Origin of the sequence: uncultured Microbulbifer sp. (assembly GCF_947504145.1) — a bacterium.
Classification (GTDB): domain Bacteria; phylum Pseudomonadota; class Gammaproteobacteria; order Pseudomonadales; family Cellvibrionaceae; genus Microbulbifer.
The window spans coordinates 22,916-43,436 of sequence record NZ_CANNGQ010000005.1 but is presented as its reverse complement, the minus strand read 5'-3'; the positions used below and the strand labels follow the sequence as shown (position 1 = coordinate 43,436).

At 57.0% G+C, this 20,521-nt stretch carries 17 protein-coding genes; 10 read left to right on the top strand and 7 right to left on the bottom strand.

The window, feature by feature from the left end; all coding sequences use genetic code 11:
- Window positions 1–96: 96 nt before the first annotated feature.
- The 7 genes from Q1A74_RS15945 (at window position 97) to glpQ (ending at window position 7,837) form a co-directional block, all read left to right on the top strand.
- The gene (locus Q1A74_RS15945; RefSeq protein ID WP_299598525.1) at window positions 97–1,401 is read left to right on the top strand and encodes a hypothetical protein; all 1,305 of its coding nucleotides are present in this window, start codon (window positions 97–99) and stop codon (window positions 1,399–1,401) included.
- A complete protein-coding gene (locus Q1A74_RS15940) occupies window positions 1,391–2,473 on the top strand; it encodes a VWA domain-containing protein (protein WP_299598521.1) in 1,083 nt (360 codons plus the stop codon). The genes Q1A74_RS15945 and Q1A74_RS15940 overlap by 11 nt, the downstream gene beginning before the upstream one ends.
- Window positions 2,470–3,471, top strand: coding sequence for a VWA domain-containing protein (locus tag Q1A74_RS15935; RefSeq protein WP_299598518.1), 1,002 nt, complete (start codon window positions 2,470–2,472; stop codon window positions 3,469–3,471). Before Q1A74_RS15940 ends, Q1A74_RS15935 begins: the two co-directional genes overlap by 4 nt.
- A 50-nt stretch (window positions 3,472–3,521) precedes the next feature.
- Window positions 3,522–4,178, top strand: coding sequence for a hypothetical protein (locus Q1A74_RS15930; RefSeq protein ID WP_299598516.1), 657 nt, complete (start codon window positions 3,522–3,524; stop codon window positions 4,176–4,178).
- Window positions 4,165–4,920, top strand: coding sequence for a hypothetical protein (locus Q1A74_RS15925; RefSeq protein WP_299598513.1), 756 nt, complete (start codon window positions 4,165–4,167; stop codon window positions 4,918–4,920). The genes Q1A74_RS15930 and Q1A74_RS15925 overlap by 14 nt, the downstream gene beginning before the upstream one ends.
- Before the next feature lie 45 nt (window positions 4,921–4,965).
- The gene (locus Q1A74_RS15920) at window positions 4,966–6,432 is read left to right on the top strand and encodes a M48 family metalloprotease (RefSeq protein WP_299598510.1); all 1,467 of its coding nucleotides are present in this window, start codon (window positions 4,966–4,968) and stop codon (window positions 6,430–6,432) included.
- Between the two features lie 274 nt (window positions 6,433–6,706).
- Window positions 6,707–7,837: a glycerophosphodiester phosphodiesterase gene (gene glpQ, locus Q1A74_RS15915; protein WP_299598507.1), complete on the top strand. Its 1,131-nt coding sequence runs from the start codon at window positions 6,707–6,709 to the stop codon at window positions 7,835–7,837.
- Between the two features lie 8 nt (window positions 7,838–7,845).
- Here the strand turns inward: glpQ and Q1A74_RS15910 are convergent, their stop codons facing one another.
- A complete protein-coding gene (locus Q1A74_RS15910) occupies window positions 7,846–9,726 on the bottom strand; it encodes a diguanylate cyclase (protein WP_299598504.1) in 1,881 nt (626 codons plus the stop codon).
- Window positions 9,727–10,172: 446 nt separating this feature from the next.
- Window positions 10,173–10,952, bottom strand: a complete 780-nt coding sequence (locus tag Q1A74_RS15905; RefSeq protein ID WP_299598501.1) for an enoyl-CoA hydratase — start codon at window positions 10,950–10,952, stop codon at window positions 10,173–10,175.
- A gap of 313 nt (window positions 10,953–11,265) precedes the next feature.
- On the opposite strand from Q1A74_RS15905, the gene Q1A74_RS15900 reads away from it, so the two are divergent.
- Entirely contained in the window at window positions 11,266–12,048 is a 783-nt protein-coding gene (locus tag Q1A74_RS15900; protein WP_299598498.1) for a tryptophan 2,3-dioxygenase family protein, read from the top strand.
- Between the two features lie 78 nt (window positions 12,049–12,126).
- On the opposite strand, the gene Q1A74_RS15895 is transcribed toward Q1A74_RS15900, so the two are convergent.
- A complete protein-coding gene (locus Q1A74_RS15895; RefSeq protein ID WP_299598495.1) occupies window positions 12,127–12,552 on the bottom strand; it encodes a biopolymer transporter ExbD in 426 nt (141 codons plus the stop codon).
- Window positions 12,553–12,719: 167 nt separating this feature from the next.
- Complete coding sequence (locus Q1A74_RS15890; protein WP_299598492.1) at window positions 12,720–13,190, bottom strand: methylglyoxal synthase; 471 nt, start codon at window positions 13,188–13,190, stop codon at window positions 12,720–12,722.
- A 267-nt stretch (window positions 13,191–13,457) separates the two neighbouring features.
- On the opposite strand from Q1A74_RS15890, the gene Q1A74_RS15885 reads away from it, so the two are divergent.
- Window positions 13,458–13,889: a hypothetical protein gene (locus Q1A74_RS15885; protein ID WP_299598489.1), complete on the top strand. Its 432-nt coding sequence runs from the start codon at window positions 13,458–13,460 to the stop codon at window positions 13,887–13,889.
- Window positions 13,890–14,044: 155 nt separating this feature from the next.
- On the opposite strand, the gene Q1A74_RS15880 is transcribed toward Q1A74_RS15885, so the two are convergent.
- Entirely contained in the window at window positions 14,045–14,878 is an 834-nt protein-coding gene (locus tag Q1A74_RS15880) for a hypothetical protein (protein ID WP_299598486.1), read from the bottom strand.
- 123 nt (window positions 14,879–15,001) lie between these two features.
- Here Q1A74_RS15880 and Q1A74_RS15875 point away from each other — a divergent pair, with 123 nt between their 5' ends.
- The gene (locus tag Q1A74_RS15875; RefSeq protein ID WP_299598484.1) at window positions 15,002–15,877 is read left to right on the top strand and encodes a hypothetical protein; all 876 of its coding nucleotides are present in this window, start codon (window positions 15,002–15,004) and stop codon (window positions 15,875–15,877) included.
- Between the two features lie 81 nt (window positions 15,878–15,958).
- On the opposite strand, the gene Q1A74_RS15870 is transcribed toward Q1A74_RS15875, so the two are convergent.
- Together Q1A74_RS15870 and Q1A74_RS15865 are read right to left on the bottom strand one after the other, a co-directional pair.
- Window positions 15,959–19,120: an efflux RND transporter permease subunit gene (locus Q1A74_RS15870; protein ID WP_299598480.1), complete on the bottom strand. Its 3,162-nt coding sequence runs from the start codon at window positions 19,118–19,120 to the stop codon at window positions 15,959–15,961.
- Window positions 19,117–20,361 carry an efflux RND transporter periplasmic adaptor subunit gene (locus Q1A74_RS15865; RefSeq protein WP_299598477.1) on the bottom strand — a complete coding sequence of 415 codons (1,245 nt, stop codon included), beginning with the start codon at window positions 20,359–20,361 and terminating at the stop codon, window positions 19,117–19,119. Before Q1A74_RS15865 ends, Q1A74_RS15870 begins: the two co-directional genes overlap by 4 nt.
- Between the last annotated feature and the right edge of the window lie 160 nt (window positions 20,362–20,521).

Here is a 20,521-nt window from a genome sequence, read left to right as displayed (position 1 = left end):
TTCATGTTCCGAAAGGTCTGAACCAGAAGGCCTAAAAAAAGGGTCTACGGGTAGCCAGGGAAATGGATACCCGCACAAGGGAAAACAGGAGCTCCCATGAGCAAAGGTGTACTGGATATCAACGATTGCGGTCTGCGGGTTTTTGACGGCAACAACGAAGTACTCGAAAGCCCCGGCGTGGCCATTATCAACAATCACGAGATTGTGACCGGCACCGCCGCGCTGATGCGGTCGCGCAGCCATCCCACACAGGTCAATCATCAGTTCTGGCGCCGCCTCAGCCTGGAGTCGGTGAAGTCAGACAACCCTGGTTGCCGCCACCACGCAGACCTCGCCTTCTGCCACCTCAAGCACATCGCCGAGCTGTGTGATCTGCCAGACGAAGTGGCCCTCGCGGTACCGGGCAATTTCACCCGCGAACAGCTGGCACTGTTGCTCGGGGTCATCAAAGAAAGCCCACTCAATGCGGTCACCCTGGTGGATGCCGCCACCGCCTGTATCAGCAGCTGCGCGCCCCGGGGGGTGCACCTGCATATCGAACTGCACCGTCATCAGACGCTGGTGAGCCGCGTGGTGGTACACGAACAGGCAGAGCTGGATATTGCCGAGACGGTGACCGATGCAGGCCTGCTGCACTTCCAGGACGCCTGGGCACGGATTTTTACCGACGCCTTCATCATGCAGTGCCGCTTTGACCCGCTGCACTCCGCCGAAGCCGAACAGCAACTCTACGACATGCTGCCCCAGTGGATCGCCCGCGCCATGCGTCAGGGCGAAGTTATGGCAGAGCTGGACGACCGCACCGCAAAAGTCAGCCTGCGGCAATTGCAGGACGCCAGCACCCCAATTCTGTCGCGGGTACGGGCGATGATCGAAAATCTGGGCGAAGCCAACAGCGTAGTGTTTGTTTCCCACCGCTGGGCAGAAATTCCCGGCGGTGCACAGTTGGCAGAACGGATTCACCTGCTGCCCCACAACGCCGTGGCTCAGGCCGCAGAAAAGCACTGGCAGGAAATACACAGTGACAGCGGCAGCCTGCGCCTGATCACCGCACTGAGTGCGGCACCGGCTACCGAGGTCGCAGTGCAGGTCAATGCCGCCGCCGAAGCGGGCGCCACCCACCTGCTTTACGGGCACCGCGCCCTGGCAGCGCAGCAACCGCTGTTTGTGAGCTGGCAGGAGGGCAAGCTCGACCTGACCCCCACCCCGCCCACACACCCGGCCGCCACCATCACCAATCACGCGGGCCGCCTGGCTCTGCGCGTGGATGCGGGCGCACAGTTGATGCTGAACGGCGAAGAAATTTCTGCACCGGTCAACCTCACCGCTGGCGACCGCATCGGTGCAGCCGACTTCAACGACGTAATCACCGCGATCAGCGTGGAACACTATGGCGCGTAAAAACCGGCGGTTTTCCGCCTTCAGCCTGTCGTTCCTGGACATCATGTCCTGTGGATTCGGCGCCGTGGCACTGATCTTTCTGATCATCAAACACGGCACCGATCACGACATCGAAGCTGAAAACCAGGACCTGGCCGCAGAAGTGAATCTGCTTGAGGAAGAAGTTCAGTTTGGTCAGGAACATCTGGTACTGGCCCGCAATACCCTGGATACCACCAGCGACGACCTGGCTACCGCCCAGGGGCTGGCGCGGCGCATCATGGAACAGATCGAGGAGGTGAAAGGCAACATTGCAGAGGTGGACAGCACCACGGACGAAATGGATATTGCCCGCCTGCAGGAAAAACTGAAAAAGCTGGAGCAGGCCAAAAAAGAGCTGGAAGCCGAAAACAAAAAGCTCGGCAACAACGTGCGCAAGTTTGTCGGCGACGGCGATCGACAATATCTCACCGGCCTGCGCCTTGGCGGCGATCGTATCCTGATCCTGCTGGACTCTTCCGCCAGTATGCTCGGCGACGAGCTGATCAAGGTCATCCGCACCCGCAATATGTCCGATGCGGTAAAGCGAGACACCGAAAAATGGCGGCGCGCTAAACAGACAGTATCCTGGCTTGTGTCCCAGTTCCCTCAGGACAGCCAATACCAGATCTACACTTTCAATACCGGATTCCAGGCCGCCATTGTTGGCACAGAGGACCGCTGGCTGAATGTGGATGATCGCGCCCAAATGGACGACGCCATGAAGGCGCTGGACAACGTAGTTCCGGAAAACGGCACCAGCCTGGAGCGGATTTTCAACGCGGTGAACAGTATGTCGCCCCTGCCGGACAACATCATCCTGATTACCGACGGCCTTCCCACCCAGGGTTTGAAGGCGCCGCGGGGCAACACCATTTCCGGAAAAGACCGGCAGAAACTATTCCGGGACGCGGTCAAAGCCCTACCGAAAAGTATTCCGGTCAATGTGGTCCTGGCACCCATGGAAGGCGATCCCTTCGCCGCCAGCGAATACTGGAAGCTGGCCATGGAAACCCAGGGGTCTTTCCTCGCACCTTCTAAGGACTGGCCATGAGCAAACGCAACAAACGGCAACAGGAAGAGTTCAGCATCTCCTTTCTCGATGTTATCTGCTGTGGCTTTGGCGCCATCGTGCTGCTGTTGATGATCGCCAAAACTGTAGAACCCATCGTGCTGGAGGAAGCAGAACTGGATCTCGACGGTCAGGTACAGGAACTTCAGGAACAGCTGGCCGAAATCCGCGGCGAGACCTCGGTACTGAACCGGGATCTCAATGCGAAAAAAGAGCAGCTGGATATCGAGACCAAGCGCATTGCCAAACTGAAGGGAGAACTGGATACCCTGCAGGCTCAATATGCGCGCAAGACCGAGGGCGAAACCGAGGAAGGCAAACTCAAGGGTGAGCTGACCATCGCACTCCAGTCGATGACGGTCGAGATGAAGCGACTGCTGGGCGAAAACTACCAGCGTAAAAACAATGTCATCGGCGGTATTCCCGTAGACAGTGAATATATCCTTTTCATCATCGACACCTCCGGCAGTATGTTCAATTACGGCTGGGACCGCATGATCCAGGAGATGGTCAACACCCTGGAACTCTACCCCAACGTGAAAGGCATCCAGGTGATGAACGATATGGGGGACTACATGTTCTCCAACTACCGCAACCGCTGGATTCCCGACACCCCCGGGCGTCGCAAAGCGGTACTCGATCGCCTGCGCTCCTGGAACCCGTTCAGTAATTCCAGCCCTGTTGAAGGCATTCAGAAGGCAGTGCGCACCTTTTACGATCCGAACAAAAAAATCAGTATTTATGTACTCGGCGATGAGTTTACCGGCAAGTCCATCCGCAATGTGATGCTGGCGGTGGATCGGGTCAATGCCCAGCGCGGGGAGGACCAGCGGATGGTCCGCATCCACGCCGTCGGCTTCCCGATCCAGTTCTCACGTCCATTGCATCTGCAGACCACAGGCCTGCGCTTTGCCGCACTGATGCGTGAACTCACCTATCGTAACGGCGGTACGTTTGTAGGCCTGAACGATTTCCGTTAGCGGAAGCAAACAGAGACGAAATTGGGTTGGGAGAAACCCGGGAGCAAAGCATGAATCGCTTGTTAAATGGAATTGGCGCGATCCGACACCTCGCCCTGGCAGCGACAGTTACTCTGTTGACTGCCTGCGCGCATACCGTCTCCGTGGATGGAGAGTTCCCTGCACCTGTGGGCGACCCACACCCGCTGTCTGTGGGGGTCTACCTGAGTGAGGATTTTCAGCAGTTCACCTACAGCGAAAACCGCGATGACCGCGACGAGTGGAATATCAATACCGGGCGCGCGCAGAAAAACCTGTTTGAAACCGTGCTCGGCTCCATGTTCCAGGAAACAATCAATCTCGCGCAGTACCCCTCCAACCTGCCCCAGGGGTTAGATCTGGTGATTGTTCCGGAAGTGCGCGAGCTGCAGTTCACCATGCCCCGGGAGACCCGGGTCAATATTTTCGAAGTGTGGATCAAGTACGACATGCATGCCTACAACCAGCAGGGGGATTCTGTCGCCGAATGGGTGATCACTGCCTACGGCAAAACCCCCACGGCGTTTCTGAAATCCCAGGAAGCCGCTCTCGCTCAGGCCATCAATGTGGCCCTTCGGGATGCGGGGGCGACCCTGTATACCGGGTTTGAGCGAGTACCTGAATTGCAGGCCTTTATCGCCAACAAGCAGCGTGCCCTGACCATGAAGCAGACGGGTGACAACGAATAATTTCCACAGGACGGTGGAAATTCCATTCGCGTACGGCGTACGCGAAATTCTCAAGGAGGATGTACCGGTGAAATTCCTGAGCGCAGTATTTTCTGTTTCCGTACTGGCCCTGTTATCCAGCGGCTGTACCACGGTGGTGATCGATGAATACCGCCGCAGTACCGGTGAGCTGGCATTGGGCGATTCCGTAGTCATTCTCGGGCGCCGCCATTCCAGTGATTATGAAACCGAACCGGACCTGATCGACTGCGTGGGAAACACGCTGCACAACCCCAAAGCCGGCGTCAATGTAATCCCCGAAGCGCAGTTTGTAGACGCGCTCTACCCCTGGTTTGAACCGCGCACCGCACCCATGCACGTCAAATCCCTGGGCAAACTGATGGATATTCCCGATGTGCGCGATCGCATGGCGCAGTACGGAGTGAAGTACATCGTGTGGATTGACGGTTCCACCGAAACCACTTCCAGCGCCGGGTCTATCGGCTGCTCCATTGGTACCGCCGGTGCCGGTTGTTTCGGCTTTGGCACCTGGGACAAAGAGTCCGATTACGAGGCCTCGGTATGGGATTTCCGCGATCAGGAGCTTTCGGGAAAAATCAGTGCAGACGCGCAGGGAACCTCTTATATGCCCGCCATCGTGGTGCCGATTCCACTGATCGCAAGGGTTCAGAACAATGCCTGCAAAGGCATGGCAGCGCAATTACAGGAATTCCTGTTGCCGCCACAATCCGCCAGCCGCTAACGCGGCGGTGCTTCTCACTGGAGACAATAACGACAGGAGACCCAGATGCACACGTTCAACAAGCTACTCACAGCGATACTACTGGCAACCGCCGCGGGCTGCGCCTTCAACCCGGCCACCAACCGCCCGGATCTGGTGCTGATGTCCGAAGAAAAGGAAATCAAGATCGGCCGGGAGATGCACGAAAAGTTGGTAGCGAGCACGCCGATCTACAACGACCCGATTCTCAATGCCTACGTGGAGCATGTCGGCCAGAAGGTGGCAAAAGCCAGTGACCGCCCGGATCTGACCTACCACTTCACGATTATCGATAGCCAGGACATCAATGCCTTCGCCCTCCCAGGAGGTTATGTCTACATCAACCGCGGCCTGCTGACCTATCTGCAATCCGAGGCGGAAATGGCGGCGGTGCTGGCCCACGAGGTGGGGCATATTACCGCCCGCCATGCGGTGCGCCAGAAAACCGCGGCAACTGGTGCGGGGGTTGCCTCGGTACTCTCGGTGCTGGTTACCGGCAGCGGAGTTGTGGGCGACGCGGCCAATCTGTGGAGCACCGCAGCGGTAAAAGGCTACGGCCGGGATATGGAACTGGAGGCGGACCGCTTCGGCGCCCAGTACATGTATAACGCCGGTTACGACCCCCAGTCGATGATCAATGTAATTGCCTTACTCAAGGATCAGGAGACCTTTTCACGCCGTCGCGCGCGGGTAGAAGGCAAGAAGCAGCAGACTTATCACGGCGTATTCTCTTCGCATCCACGCAACGATGTGCGCCTGCGCGAAGTAGTTTCCGCGGCGGGCGAGCTGCCAGAAGACAAGAAAATTACCAAGGTGGAATACTACCGCGAGAAAACCGAAGGCATTGTGTACGGGCAGAATGCACAGGAGAGCGAAAAAAATCGCTTCAATCACAAGAGCCTGGGCTTTTCCCTGTTGTTCCCGGAAGGCTGGACGGTGGAAAACCAGCGCTCGGCGATAGTGGGTACCGCCCCGGACCAGTCGGCCACGCTGACCATCCGTGTGGACAAGCGGGATGGCAACCAGCCGGCGGATATGGCGTTGCGCGGCGTATACGATGTGCGCAGCCTGGAACAGGATGAGGCGCTAAGCCAGTATCGTCTGGAAGGCCACACCGGCAGGTTGCCGGTAAGTGGCGAAGACGTGCCCGAGCGAGTTGCGGTGCTGTTTTACGGAAGCCGCCAATACATTCTGGAAGGCAGAGTGAACGGGAAGCCCTCGGAGGCCAAACCAGAAACGGAAACGGAGAAGACCGCGTATGACGATCTGTTTCTGACCAGTATTCGCAGTTTCCGACCTCTGCGCAAAACGGATATGGTGAAGCCGGATATCAAGCGGGTGAAGTATGTTCAGGCGAACGATAAAACCACCTTCTCGTCCCTGGCCCGGCACATGGAAATTGGAGAGTATGCGGAGGAACAACTTCGCCTGCTGAATGGCTACTATCCCCGCGGCGAGCCAAAGCCCGGGGAGTGGATCAAGATTGTACAGTAGCCTGCTTCCCGCTCTCGGTCGCGCCTAGCGCCGGAACGGGGTTTAAAAGTGGGCCACGCCCCCTGCAATCTGCCCCCGTAGGCTATGCCGGCGACACCCCAGTCGCCGGCGCTCTTGAACGCACCTCCTCCTTCACTCAACCTTCCCCCCTCTCTCCCTTCTCTCTCCCCACTTCGCTCGCCACACGCATTGTCACAATTCGGTAGTGTTACTGGCTGTTAACTCAGGGTATGTTTAGGCAACCCTTCAAGTAGCCTTTGCACAGTTCGTTGCCATGTATTTCAAACTTAAAAATCGGTTTCCCGCTGTCAGTCTGTTTACAGCGCTCCTGCTATCGTTTTCTCCTGTTCCCGCGTCGGCCGACACTGAACTTACGCCCATTGTAATTGCCCACCGCGGCGCATCCGGTTACCTGCCGGAACACACCCTGGAGGCGAAGGCACTGGCCTATGGCATGCGCGCGGATTATATCGAGCAGGACCTGGTGCTGAGTAAAGACGACCACCTGATCGTGATGCACGACATCTATCTGGACAAGGTCACCGACGTAGCGGAAAAGTTTCCCGCGCGGGCGCGGGAAGACGGCCACTTTTACACCATCGACTTCACGCTGAACGAGCTCAAACGGTTACAGGTGGCGGGTCCATTTGTACCGGCTCTGGGAAGAAACACACCGGTGTACCCTGGGCGTTTCCCGCTGTGGAAATCGCGGTTTGCGCTGGCGACCTTTGACGAGGAGCTGGAACTGATCCAGGGACTGAATCACTCGCTTGGCTACAACACAGGTATCTATCCGGAAATCAAAAAACCGTATTTTCACCATGCCGAGGGCAAGGATATCTCCCGGGCGGTACTGGAAACCCTCAAGCGGTATGGCTATACATCCGCACAACAGAAGGTGTTTCTGCAAAGTTTCGACGCGGAAGAATTGCAGCGTATCGAATCCACCTTGATGCCTGAACTGAAGATGGATCTGCCTCTTGTGCAACTGATCGCGGAAACCGATTGGGAGGAGAAACGGGTCAAGGTCAATGGTGAGTGGACAAATTACCAGTATGACTGGATGCGTACACCGGAGGGGCTGAAGAAAATTGCAGGGTATGCGGCGGGTATCGGCCCCTGGTTTCCAATGCTGATTGAAGAGGTGTCCAGCGGTGCAGGCCTTGCGCCCAATACACTGACCGAAAGGGCACAGGCGTTGGGCCTGCAGGTACATCCCTATACTTTCCGCGCAGATCCTCAACAGGTGCCCGAGTCTATCGGGAGTTTTGAGGACCTGCTGGCACTGTTCGTAAACCGTGTAAAAGTAGACGGCTTGTTTACCGATCAGCCGGATAAGGTCCGCGACTATATTCTAAGCCGCTCCATTTCAAGCCAATCCATTTCAAATCACGCTGAGCGATAGGTTTTGATTCAGGCCGGCGCCGGATCGGTACTTTCTACCATTTCGATCTGGACGCTGCGTGTTTCGCCGGCTCGCCCGGATTGATCGTCCTGCAGATACTCAACCACGGTATTTCGCCCCTGCTCTTTGGCCCGGTACAGGGCCTGGTCGGCCTGGCGCAGCAAAATTTCCACTGAATCTTCCGGCGCACAGTGGGCCACGCCAATACTGGAAGTAAACTGAATTTGTGTGTCTGCGGCATCTACGCGAATACGGGCAATATTGTCTCGCAGTCGCTCGGCGGTATACAGCGAGTCCGGCTTGGTCTCAGTAATCAGCAACGCAAACTCTTCTCCGCCGAGTCGACCAAAAATGTCGGTTTCCCGAATTTTTTGCTGAATGGTCTGGCTAAACTGGCGCAGCGCCTCATCACCGACACCATGACCGTGGTTGTCGTTAATGGATTTGAAGTGGTCGATGTCAAACATCAGCAGGCTCACCGGCTCGCCCTTGCGCTGTGCACGCTTGATACACAGTGCCGCTTCTGCGAGGAAGCTGCGGCGATTGCGAATACCAGTAAGTGGATCCGTGCGCGCCTCGGCCTCCGCCTGTTGCTTGGCCTTTTCCAGCTCTTCAGTGCGCGCGTGTACCAGCCCTTCCAGCTCCACCTTCGATTTTTCAAGGTGACGCCGGTATTGCCGCTCAGACTCGAGCCCCTGTAAACGCACCCGTCGCAGTTTGAGCCCCATGGCCGCCATAATGGTTACCATCTCAATGAATGAGCTCAACGGCGGCAGGTAATAGTTGACCAGGTTATGCTCGACGTATCCAAGGTCTCTTAGCGCCTGGTAAAACAGCCCGCACAGTAACAGCGTCCAGCCAATGGCAAACACCATCGCTTCACTGGAACCCTGACGCCAGCGCACCAGCGCGATAACCGTGGCCGCGGGATACATCAATAGCGCAAACGTAATACTGAGAAGCGCCATTGCCTTGATCTGCAGCAGGGCACTGACGAGCAGTACCACAGCATTCCACATCATCAATTTCAAGATGTAATCAAGCCTGGGCGTGTACTTGCGCGTCTGCAAAAACTGCCGATCAAAGACCACACCACACAGGATACTCACCGCTCCCGCAGCGGACATGTAATGCCAGTGGAACTCTTCCCGCAGGAGGTACTGCTGGGTGAACCCCATGATGGTGCCCCAGGCAACGATCTTTGAAATACCGTACACGAAGTAAGCAAAAAAACTCGATTCACCGGTGGTCAACCCCACAATGAGGGAGAACAGGGAGATGAGTACGATTCCACCGAATAGAAAGGCGAGAACCGCCGTTTCACCGGTATGGGACTTGCTCAACTGTTCGGGCGTCCAGATGCGCATGGAAGGAAAGACAAACCCGGCCTCCTCGGAATCAAAGCGCATCAATAGCTCGATGGTTTCCCCAGCGTTCAGGGTCACCGGCACCACAAACCGGTTGTGGAATACCGGACGGGAGGAAAACGCATCCTCCATCGCCAGCTCGGCAATCTCATCAAACCCGCTGGCAGACGCATCACTACGCGCGTAGGCCTGCAAACGTATCAACTGGTGATCCACATACTCCAGATACAGGGTGACGGGACCAGCGGCCGCGTTGCGCAACGCAAAGTGCGACCAGTGGCTGCCTTTCTGCAACCCGGTGGACCCTGCACTTTCCAGGGGCACAAAGGCACCCTCGGCGAGTGCCCGGCGCGCGTCGTCAAGCCCGGCGCTGCCGGAGGTGTCATGCCACACCGCCTTCTGGCCAGTACGCTGGCTGCCGTCTTCCACCGCGTGAATCGCAATTGGCGCCGGGGCGGACAGGTCTGCAGCGCCCACCGTGACAGAGAGCAGCGTGAGCAAGGCCAATAGCAGGGGGCGCATCGGGAGCGATACCGTTTGCAGGGCGGAGGCTGTCCGGGAAAAGCAAGAAGAAATCATGGTCCTGAAAACCAGGTTGCCGCAGAAACACTGCGCGAATATTGAGCCCCGCCATTTTATTGGATCTTATCTTATGGACAGGGTCCAGCGGGGGAACCGGGGCTCGTGGCCTGCCGGCATCGGTACAAGGTGAAAGTGTACCGGCTCACGATCCGATAATCATGCGCCTTTTTATTGGCTGCGTGTATCAGCCTGCAAATCACTCAGGCGCGGGGCAATCCTGTTGGCTCGAAAGGGTCAGGTGATGATCAGAAAGCAACCGTCTAAAAAACAGAAAGGCCGCTCGCAGGCGGCCTGTGTGGCGGAATATATGGCGGAGTGTGTAGTGATATCTCTATCGACAGGCAAACGATGACCAGCCTTTCTGAGCCAGTCGCAGGCCGGGGCACTCAGTCAAACTTGGAAAAGTCTGCAGGCCGCTTCTCCATAAAGGCTGTGGCAGCTTCGCGAAACTCTTCCGACTGCAGCCGGCTCTGGAAGTGGCCGGCCTCTTCCCGAATCACCGCCAGCCCATTTTCGAGGGTGCCCTGCCGCAGCAATTTTTTTGTCAGTCGCACCGCTTCGGGCGCCTTGAGTACGAGCTCACGGGCATACTCCCGCGCCCGCCCCAGGGCTTCACCGGAATACACCACTTCATTGCAGATATTCACGTCTGCGGCGGTCTGGGCGTCGAATTTTTTCCCCAGCAGTAGCAGCTCTGAGGCTTTGGCGTGGCCCATAATCCGTGGCAACAGGAAACTGGAGGCGTATTCCGGGCACAGCCCCAGATTGACAAATGGCATCTGGAACAGCGCGTCGTCATCGGCGATCGAGAGGTCGCAGTGCAGCAGCATGGTGGTTCCAATCCCCACCGCCGGCCCGCTGACCGCAGCCACCACGGGTTTGGGAAAGTTGTACAGTGCCGACATAAACTGGAACACCGGGGATTCCTCACCGGACGCAGAGCCGCCGAGGAAGTCTCCCAGGTCGTTGCCACTGGTGAATACACCGCTGGTACCGGTGAGAATCACCACGCGCACACCCGGATCCGTCGCTGCGCTGTTTAACAGCTCAGCCATGGCCGAGTACATGGTCATGGTAAGTGCGTTTTTGCGCTCCGGCCGGTTGATGGTGATCTCCAGTACCCGGTCGGATACCTGGGCCTGAATTTCTGCACATGTACTCTGCATAGCGGACTCCGCGTTTGGTGTGGTTATCACAGGGTTTGCAATCGCAAGTGGGCATATGACCAAGGAGACAGATTATGGTCACTGCGAACAAGTCACTAGTTTAGCCACTCCCCCTCCCGGCACGAGGTCCGAATCGACCAGTTTGGGTAACGTATTCTGAAGCATCCCATAAAACGGTTTTTTCCAACATTCCACCACAAGACCTTATAATGCGGCCACAGTTTGGCAAATTTACGCAATTTAATATTTATAACCCTGCAGAAACCGGTACAACCATTTCGGTCGCAGGAGTAAGCCGAGGAAATACCCCACCATGACCGTGACATACAGTTCCTACCTCAAGGTAGACGACCTGCTGAAATGTCAGCAGCCGCTCTCGGAGGGGCCGGAACACGATGAACTGCTGTTTATTGTCATCCACCAGAGCTACGAGCTCTGGTTCAAGCAACTGCTCCACGAACTGGATTTTCTCGTGCGGCTATTCAATGCCGGCGAGCGCAACCGCGCACTGCACACGCTGAAGCGGGTAGACGCCATCTACCGCACGCTGATCCAGCAGGTGGATATCCTGGAGACCCTCACCCCCCTCGAGTTCAGTTCATTCCGCGACCGCCTGTCCACGGCGAGTGGCTTCCAGTCGTTCCAGTTCCGTGAACTGGAGTTTTTGTATGGCGCCAAGGACCCGAAGAAGCTTGTGAATTACGAACCGGGATCAGAGCACTTCCTGCGTTTGCAAAAGCGCCTGGACGCACCGACGCTGTGGGATGCGTTCCTGACGTTTCTCGCTCACGAGGGGCACGAGATTCCGGCTTCTGTACTGGAGCGCGACTTCAGCCAGACCGCCGAACCATCACCTGCGGTGCAGAAAGTCCTGATCGACGTCTATCGCAACGATCCGCTGGTAAGCGATATCTGTGAGGCGCTGGTGGATATCGATACTTCCCTGCAGCAGTGGCGCTACCGGCATGTGAAGATGGTGGAGCGTACTATTGGCAGGAAGATGGGGACCGGCGGCTCCAGCGGTGTAGGTTATCTGCAGAGCACACTGTTCAAACCGGTCTTTCCGGACCTCTGGGAAATTCGCTCAGAGTTTTAATACCGGGGCCAATCAACAGACACAAAAAAAGCCAGCTATGCTGGCTTTTTTTGTACTCGCGACCGAATCGGTAGGAAATTATTCCTTCTCGAACGGCACCAGGGAAACCTGAATGTTCGGGTTTACCTCTTTTGCCGCATCGGCAATGGTCACGTAAGTGTCCGCGCTGGACTTGTTGTGAGCGCGAATAATCACGATTGCCTGCGGGTTTTCCGCAAACATCTGTGCAATGCGGGCACGTACGGCTCGGCTATCGATGCGGTTCTGACCCATCCAGATTTCGTCAGCAGAGTTTACTGTGATCAGAATATTCTGCTTGTTGGGATCTGGCGGTGTGCTTTCCGTCTCATTAGGATCAGGCACGTTCACATCCAACGCCTTCTCTTTTACGAAGGATGCCGTCACGATAAAGAAGATCAGCATGATGAACACGACGTCCAGCATGGGCGTCAGGTCAATATCGGCCTTTTCTTCTTCTACGGCCTTACCGCGTCGTCTACTCATAAAACACCGTACTGTTTTTCAATTCGAATTCGCCGGATATACCGGTCTAATCAGGTGGGGAAGATTGCCGGGAAATGGCCATCTTTGCAAGTGCAACCTGCGTAAACGAGATATACCCCTTTAAAATCAACCGGTTAAAAGGGGCGTGGCACTCAAAAGCTCACAAATCACACAGCCAATTCGTCCTTTCGTGCCGCCAGATAGCCCTGATAGTCAGGTATCTGCCGGGGAAAACTCTGCTTCATCAGCTCAGAATGGATCATCATATCCGCACTGCTCGCATTACAGGCCACGGGGATATTCCACACTGCCGCGATCCGCAGCAGTGCCTTTACGTCCGGATCGTGGGGCATGGGTTCGAACGGATCCCAGAAGAAAATCAGGATATCCACCTCACCCTGGCAGATTTTAGCCCCCAGCTGCTGATCCCCGCCCATCGGGCCGCTGAACAACTGCTCCACCTGCATACCGGTGGCTGCCTCGATCTTGCTACCCGTAGTGCCGGTTCCCAGCAGCTGATGCTGCTCGAGAATCCCGCGGTGCTTACAACACCATTCAATCAGTGCCGACTTGCGGTTGTCGTGTGCCACCAGGGCAATGCGCTTTTGCGCGGCTATCGGCTGGTCAATGTAATCCACGTGGCCCCCAGGCAAAAATTGGTCAGATCATTGGCGGTCCGGGCAATCGACGGCCAGCTGAATTGGGCCCGATTGAGAACGCGCCTGATGATTATGCTAAATTCCGCGCCCAGCATCCATTCCGGGAAGCGGGCGTGCCCCTAAACCACTATTTGCCACCCGCGTGCCATCGGCGAGGCCGGGTAGAGCAGCGAGCCAAGGTGCGTATAATCCGCCCCATCCAAACACATGCACTGTTGTCTGCATGCCTACCTATAAGGAGTACATATGAGTGTCGGCGCCTGGGAACCAGAAAACCAAGCTTCCAACGACCAATCGCGCACCGAGATCGACCGTGCACTGCTCCAGCGGATCATCGATGCTCTGAATGAGGCGGACAGTGAAAGCGAGGGCGAAGAAGCCGCACCAGATCTCAAAGCGATCGATCAAGAAATACAGAACGCCAACTGGCTCGCTGGCCTGCCAGCAACCCAGTGGCTGGATGAGGCCTCCCACTGGAATGACTCGCAAGTGTGGGCACTGATCCGCTTTTTTACCCTGGCGGAAATGCAGTTGACCGACTGGCAGGGCGGTGCCGAATCGCCGGTGATCCCGCTGGCGAAATCTCTGCGTCAGCGCAAAGCGCCCTTGCAGCGGGAACAACTGCTGTGGATTCGCCAATATTCGGACAACCGTTACCTGCCCTACGGTCCTCTTTAAAGGTTCACGTTAAAGGATCACGATTCGGCGCCGAACCGTTTCAAATACCGCCCGCTAACCTTCATCGGCACACCAGGCCCCGAAGGGACATTGCAAAAAAGGCGCAGTGGAAACTCCACTGCGCCTTTTTTCTGCCCCGATATATGTCCCGAGCTTCAGTCTTCAACACGGAACAGCTGTGCGCGCAGCAGGTCCACACCCGCCGGCACCCGGTAATTCATCGACAGCTCTCGCCACAACACAACCCCTTCAGCATCGATCAACCAGGCGCTGGGGCGTACCGCATCCCGCACCCAGGGGCGCAAAATTAATGGTGCCGCCGAGGGTGCCGCAAATCGCACAGCATTCTTACCTGACATTTCCAGCTGCTGAACCTGAACCCCCGCAGTGAGAGACGCAGCCCATTTATTTTCTGGCTGCCCGCTCAACAGGAGCAATCCAATATTACGACGAGCCAGGTCCGCCAGAAGATTGTGCACCTGGTGCAGTTGATGCCGACTATCGGCGCAGTAACTCCCACGCAGAAATATCACCAGCACTCCATCCAGGCCTTTTTCACGGCAAAATGCTGCGGCCTGCCAATTTCCGTCGCCCGCAATCGCGAGCGGAGGGAATTCCTCATCCAGCGCGGGCATTTTCGGGTGGCCCACCGCGCTCAGGTGATACAGATAAACCAGCAGAACAAACAGGTTACCGATTGCCAGGTAAACCGGTAGTCCACGCTCGCTGTCGGTGAGTAAAACGATCGCCAGCCCGACAAGCACACAGGAAAAGGCCGCGGACTCCCGCAAATCACCGGCGAGTTTTTCTGGACTTCGATAGCGCAATAACATCCATACCGGCAGCGCCCAGGCATTAATTAATAACCCGACCCAGGCAAACAGAGAATTACCTACATAGCCCTTTGTGATCGCGTAAATAGCTCCCGCTCCGCAGAGCAATAACCAGAAAAACGCGATAAATGTAAAAAAAACCTTAAATTTATTCATTACAGAGTAAAAACACCCTTAAAAAACTTGCATTCAAGTATATAAATGAGCTGCAATTAGCGCGATGAATTCCACTCATCCAAAATAACACCTAAATACTAAATTTAGATACAGGGATATTTTATGGCCGCACGTAAAACTGCCACCGCAAATAAGGTGAATTCCGTCGCGAAGATGGAAGCGGAACTCGCCTCACTGAAAAGCCAGCTTGAGAAAGCGCGCAGCTCCCAGGAAGCCGCTGCTAAAAAGGAAGCTGATAAAGCAACCAAGGAAGCTGACAAAGCTGCCAAAAAAGCACAGGCTGCCGCCGCCAAGGTGAAAGCTGCCCGCGCGAAAAAGAAGTCTGCCGCTCAGCAGAAGCAACTGAAAGCCGCGCAAACCGCTGCTGCCGCTGCTAAAAAGGCCGCTACCGCTGCCAAATCTGCCGCTACCGATGCCAAATCCAAGCTGTCTGTCATCAGCGCCGACAACGCACTGGCTACCAAAGTAGCCAAAGCTGTGGCCAAGGAAGAAGCCGCCATCACCAAGAAGCTGGCCGCTGCTGAGAAGAAAAAAGCCGCTGCCGCTGCCAAGAAAGCCGCTGCCGCCGCCAAGAAGAAGGCTGCTGCTGACAAGAAGAAAGCCGCTGCTGCTGCGAAGAAAGCCGCTGCCGCTGCCAAGAAGAAGGCCGCCGCTGCCAAGAAGAAGGCAGCCGCTGCTGCCAAGAAGAAAGCTGCTGCTGAGAAAAAGAAAGCTGCTGCTGCAAAGAAAAAGGCTGCTGAAAAAGCCAAGAAGGTCGCTACCAAAGCCAAAACCAAGGCTAAAGCTGGCGCCAAGAAGAAACCTGGCCGTCCAGCCAAGAAGGCGGCCACCAAGAAAGCTGCTACCAAAACTGCAGCGAAAAAGCCGGGTCGTCCTGCCAAATCTGGCGCAGCCAAGAAAAAGCCGGGCCGTCCGCCCAAGTCTGCTGCCGCCAAGAAAGCACCTGGCCGTCGCGGTCGTCCGCCGAAGGCTAAATAAGCCGGCATTTCTGGCATTTGAAACGAAAAAACCCCGGCTCGCCGGGGTTTTTTCGTTTAGGCCTTAAGGCCGCTGCTTATCTCAGGTTTCTTGCGCCGCGCGGTCGCGCACCGGCAATATCCGCCCGAGTGCACTTCTTGCGGCCGATGGCAGTGCCAGCATCACCGGTGTGACAATCAATGTCAGCAAGGTCGAAAAGCTCAGGCCGTACACGATCGCGCTGGCCAGCTTCACCCAGAAGGAAGCGATAACCCCATTCACCACCACCGTACGCCCAACCATATCCACGCTCACCCCCAGCGCCAGAGGCAACAGGCCGAGAATGGTGGTGGTCGTGGTCAGGAATACCGGGCGCAGCCGCTGTGCGGCCGCCTTGACTGCAGCTGCCCCGTGGCTCAACTCGGGCTCCGCTTTGCGCACATAGTTGTAGGTATCGATCAATACAATGTTGTTATTCACCACGATACCCGCCAACGCAACGATACCCACCCCGGTCATGATGACACTGAATGTGCTCTGGGTGAGTGTCAGCCCCAACATAACTCCGGCGGTGGACATGATTACCGAGGAAAGAATCAGTGCAGACTGATAAAAGCTGTTGAACTGGGTCACCAGCAGAATAAACATCAGGAACAACGACAGGGAAAAGGCCACCTGAAGGAATACCAGGGACTCGTTCTGATCCTCGTCCGCACCGCGGAACAGCAGTTCCACCTGGCCATCCATCGGGTTATCCGCCAGCCACTTGCGGATTTCCCGCACCTTGTCGTCGGCCAGTACACCATCCTCCACATCCGCTTTGACCTGCATACGGGTAATGCCATCGATTCGCTCGATCTTGTCGACCTTTGCACCCGGCTCGGTGGAAACAAAACTGCTCACTGGCACCGCACCATTGGGGGTATTCACCTTCAATTCGTCGAGGGCGGTGATGCCGCGCGCGTAATCCGGGTAGCGAATGCGGATATCCACTTCCTCATCAGAATCATCCGGCCGGTACTCAGCCATCAATACGCCGTTGGTCACCAGCTGCACCGCACGCCCCACACCGGTGAGGTCGGCACCATAGAGAGCCGCCTTGGCTCTATCGACCTTCACTTCCCATTCAATACCCGGCAGCGGTGCGGTATTGACCACGTCCCGCAGGCCACCGAACTCACTCACCATGGCGCGGTGCAGGCGCCAGGTTTCCGCGAGCAGCTGGTCGTAATCGCGGCTGCGCAACTCCAGAACAATATCTTTACCCACCGGCGGGCCGCCTTCAAAGGCATTGGCACTGGTTTTGATACCGGCAAAATTGGCCGTGCGTTTGCGAATATCCGCAAATACCTCTTTGCTCTTGCGCTCGCGCTCCATTGACGGCAGCAGCTCCACCAGCAGGTTGGCAATCTGGTCCGGGGATTTTTCCGAATTGCCGGAAATACCACCGGAGCCAATGGCCGAATAGACCACCCGCACTTCAGGGACGCCCATCACCGCGGCTTCCACCTGCGCCACCAGCTCTTTTTTCTCTTCGACGGAAAGGTTGCCCTGCGCCCGCACCTCCACGTTGCCGTACTGCTCTTCCGTCTCGGTAAAAAACTCCACTCCCGGATTGAATGTACTGAATGCAGCAAAAATACCAATCAACACCAGAATGGTGGCGCCGAAGGAAACAAATGGGCGGCGCACGACCGGACCCAACAGGCGCGCATACAGGCCGGTAATCCCGGGTAACCCACTCGGGTCACCAGACTCCAGCTGCTTCAAATATTGCTGGCTCTTCAGATCCGTATTGCTTTTGCCAAATACCGAGCCCAGTACCGGCGCAAAGAAGAGCGCATACACCAGGGAGCCCGCCAGTACAGAAAATACGGTAACCGGCAGATAGCGCATGAAATCCCCCACCACACCGGGCCAGAAGATGATGGGCAGGAACGCAGCCAGGGTGGTTCCGGTGGAGGCAATCACTGGCCAGAACATCCGTCTGACCGAAATGGAGTAAGCCACTCGCGCCGACAGCCCCTCCGCCATTTTGCGGTCGGCAAATTCGGTAATCACGATGGAGCCGTCGATCAACATGCCGAGGGCCAGCAACATGCCGAACATCACCATAAAGTTGAACGAGTAGCCCAGATACCAGGTAATGATGGAACCAAACAGCAGGGAAAAGGGAATCCCAAACCCTACCAGTAGGCCGGAACGAAACCCCAGTGCCGCCACCACGATGATCATCACCAGCAACATGGCAGTGAGGATATTCCCCTCCATCTCGCTGACCATATCCCGCGCAACTTCAGACTGATCGAATACAAAATCTACCGTCACTCCGCGCGGCAGGTACTCGCGTTCGGCATTGACTACCGCACGCACGGTGTCTGCCAGGTCTACCGCACTGGCACCGGTGCGCTTTTCCACATTGATCGCGAGCCCCGGGCGGCCATTGACGCTGGTATAGCTGGTAGCATCCTTGAAGGTGCGACGGATATCCGTCACCTGCCCCAGGGTCACCACGCCGTGCTCCGACTGTTTCAGCGGAATCTGATACACATCTTCAGCGGTTTCAATCAGGCCCGGCACCTTGACCGAGAAGCGCCCCTTGCTGACATCCATTTCTCCCGCGGGAATCAGCAGGTTGTTTCCCAGTACCGCATTGATCAGCTCACCGCTGGTAATCTGATAGTGCTCCAGCCGCACCGGGTCGATAGTCGCCTCGACTACTTCTTCCCGGTTGCCGTTGATATCCGCACTCAGTACTTCGCTGATGTTTTCGATCTTACGCTTCAACAGCTGGGCACTGCGCAGCATCTCGCGCTCACGGACCCCCTCACCTGCCAGCGTCACCACAATCGCCGGGAAGGGCTGCGCGGAGGCCTCCTCGACAATCGGTTCTTCTGCATCCCGCGGCAATTCCGCTTTCGCGCGGTCTACTGCATTGCGCACCTCGTCCACCGCCAGGTCGATATCCAGTGCCGAGTCAAACTCGATCACCAGGTACACCAGCCCTTCGCGGGCCGTGGCGATCACTTCCTCGACACCTTCCAGCGCGCGAATTTCCTGCTCCATCGGGCGGACCAGCAAGCGCACACCATCTTCAGGCGAAATGCCTTCGTGCATCACCTGCACGATCACGATGGGCGGATTGACTTCGGGGCTGGATTCCACCGTCATGGCGCCGCGCGCAGCGATGCCCATGATCACGACCAACAGCATCAGGCTGATGCTGCTGCGAAAACGGTTTACCGCACTATCCAGCAGCTTCATTGCTGGGGCTCCTGATTCTGGTCACGAGTTTCAGACTGCTGCACTGCCACACCCGAGGTGGAATCAATCAGGGGCTGGCCAACAGCCGCTCCACCCTCCTGGGCTGCACCTGAACTGGACAGGGGCGCCGGCAGATCGCCGCCAGATTCTTCAAGCTCCACCGCAACCTGCTCACCTTCACTTACATACTCCTGCCCCACCGTGATCAACAGCGGGCGTGCAGGCAGGCCAGCGACCCAGACGCCTGCGTTTTCATCACTGACAAGCTGCACCGTCATAAAGCGGACCCGGTGGTCCTCATCCAGGGTGCGCACCCCCAGTTGTCCGCGATCATCCAGTGTTAACAGGGAGGCATTGATGCGATGAGCGAGCACCTCACCAGTGGGCAGCGCCATGCGCGCGCTGATGCCGCTGCGCAGAGCACCGTCGGCGTTAGGCACCGCAACTTCCACGCGATAGGCACGGGTATTCGGATGCGCCTGCTGACTCACGTAGCGCAAGCGCCCCTCGACCAACTGCCCCTGCTGCAGCTGCGCGCTGGCCGAGCCTCCGACATTGAGGTTACCGACGTGGGACTCGGATACCTCTCCGACAATCAGCATGGGATCCAGGTCCAGCACCGTCGCACACTCTTCGCCGCGACGAATAAAGTCCCCCAGCTCCACCGCCCGGCTATTGACCAGGCCGTCATAGGGGGCTCGGATCTTGAGATTCTTGACATCCACCTGGGCGCGCTTCAATTCTGCGCGGGCACTGGCCAGTGCCACTTCCTGCTGGGCCATGGCGGTTCCGGACTGCAACCCGCGGCCCTCCAGCTTCTTGGCACCGGCGAAATCCAGCTCGGCCTTGCGCAGTGTCGCGCGCGCCTGCTCCAGCCGCTCCGGCCGGTCCTCCGCGGCAATTTCACAGATCACATCCCCCGCAGCCACCCGCTGGCCTTCCTCCACTGGCAGTGCCGCGATGACACCATCCAGCTCGGCCCGCACCTGTACGCTGCGATTGGCTTCAGTACGACTGTTCACCACCACCCGAGTGACATAAGGCTGCGCATCCAGTCGGCGCGCCTTGACGGTGATCTCTTCGGCAACTGGCCGCTTGGCACTGGCACCCGGCACAGGCTCGGACGCACCGTCGTTGGCACCAGAAAGAAGGCCACTCAGCAGCCACACGACAGCAAGAATCGCGACGATCGCAGCGATTCGATAGTTGCGTTGCCGCCAGAGAGAAAACAGAAAGTTCATACCTGCAGTATTCCTGTGTATTAGGAAGATGTTCGATTTGAGGTCGACGTGACCTGTTGGGCAGTCTCGAAGTGTACGCATTTTATGCGCAAAGCGATCACCGTGCAGTGGCGAAAGCTGCCCAATTGCGAAATCCATCGGGGAATTCAGGCCTGTCGGC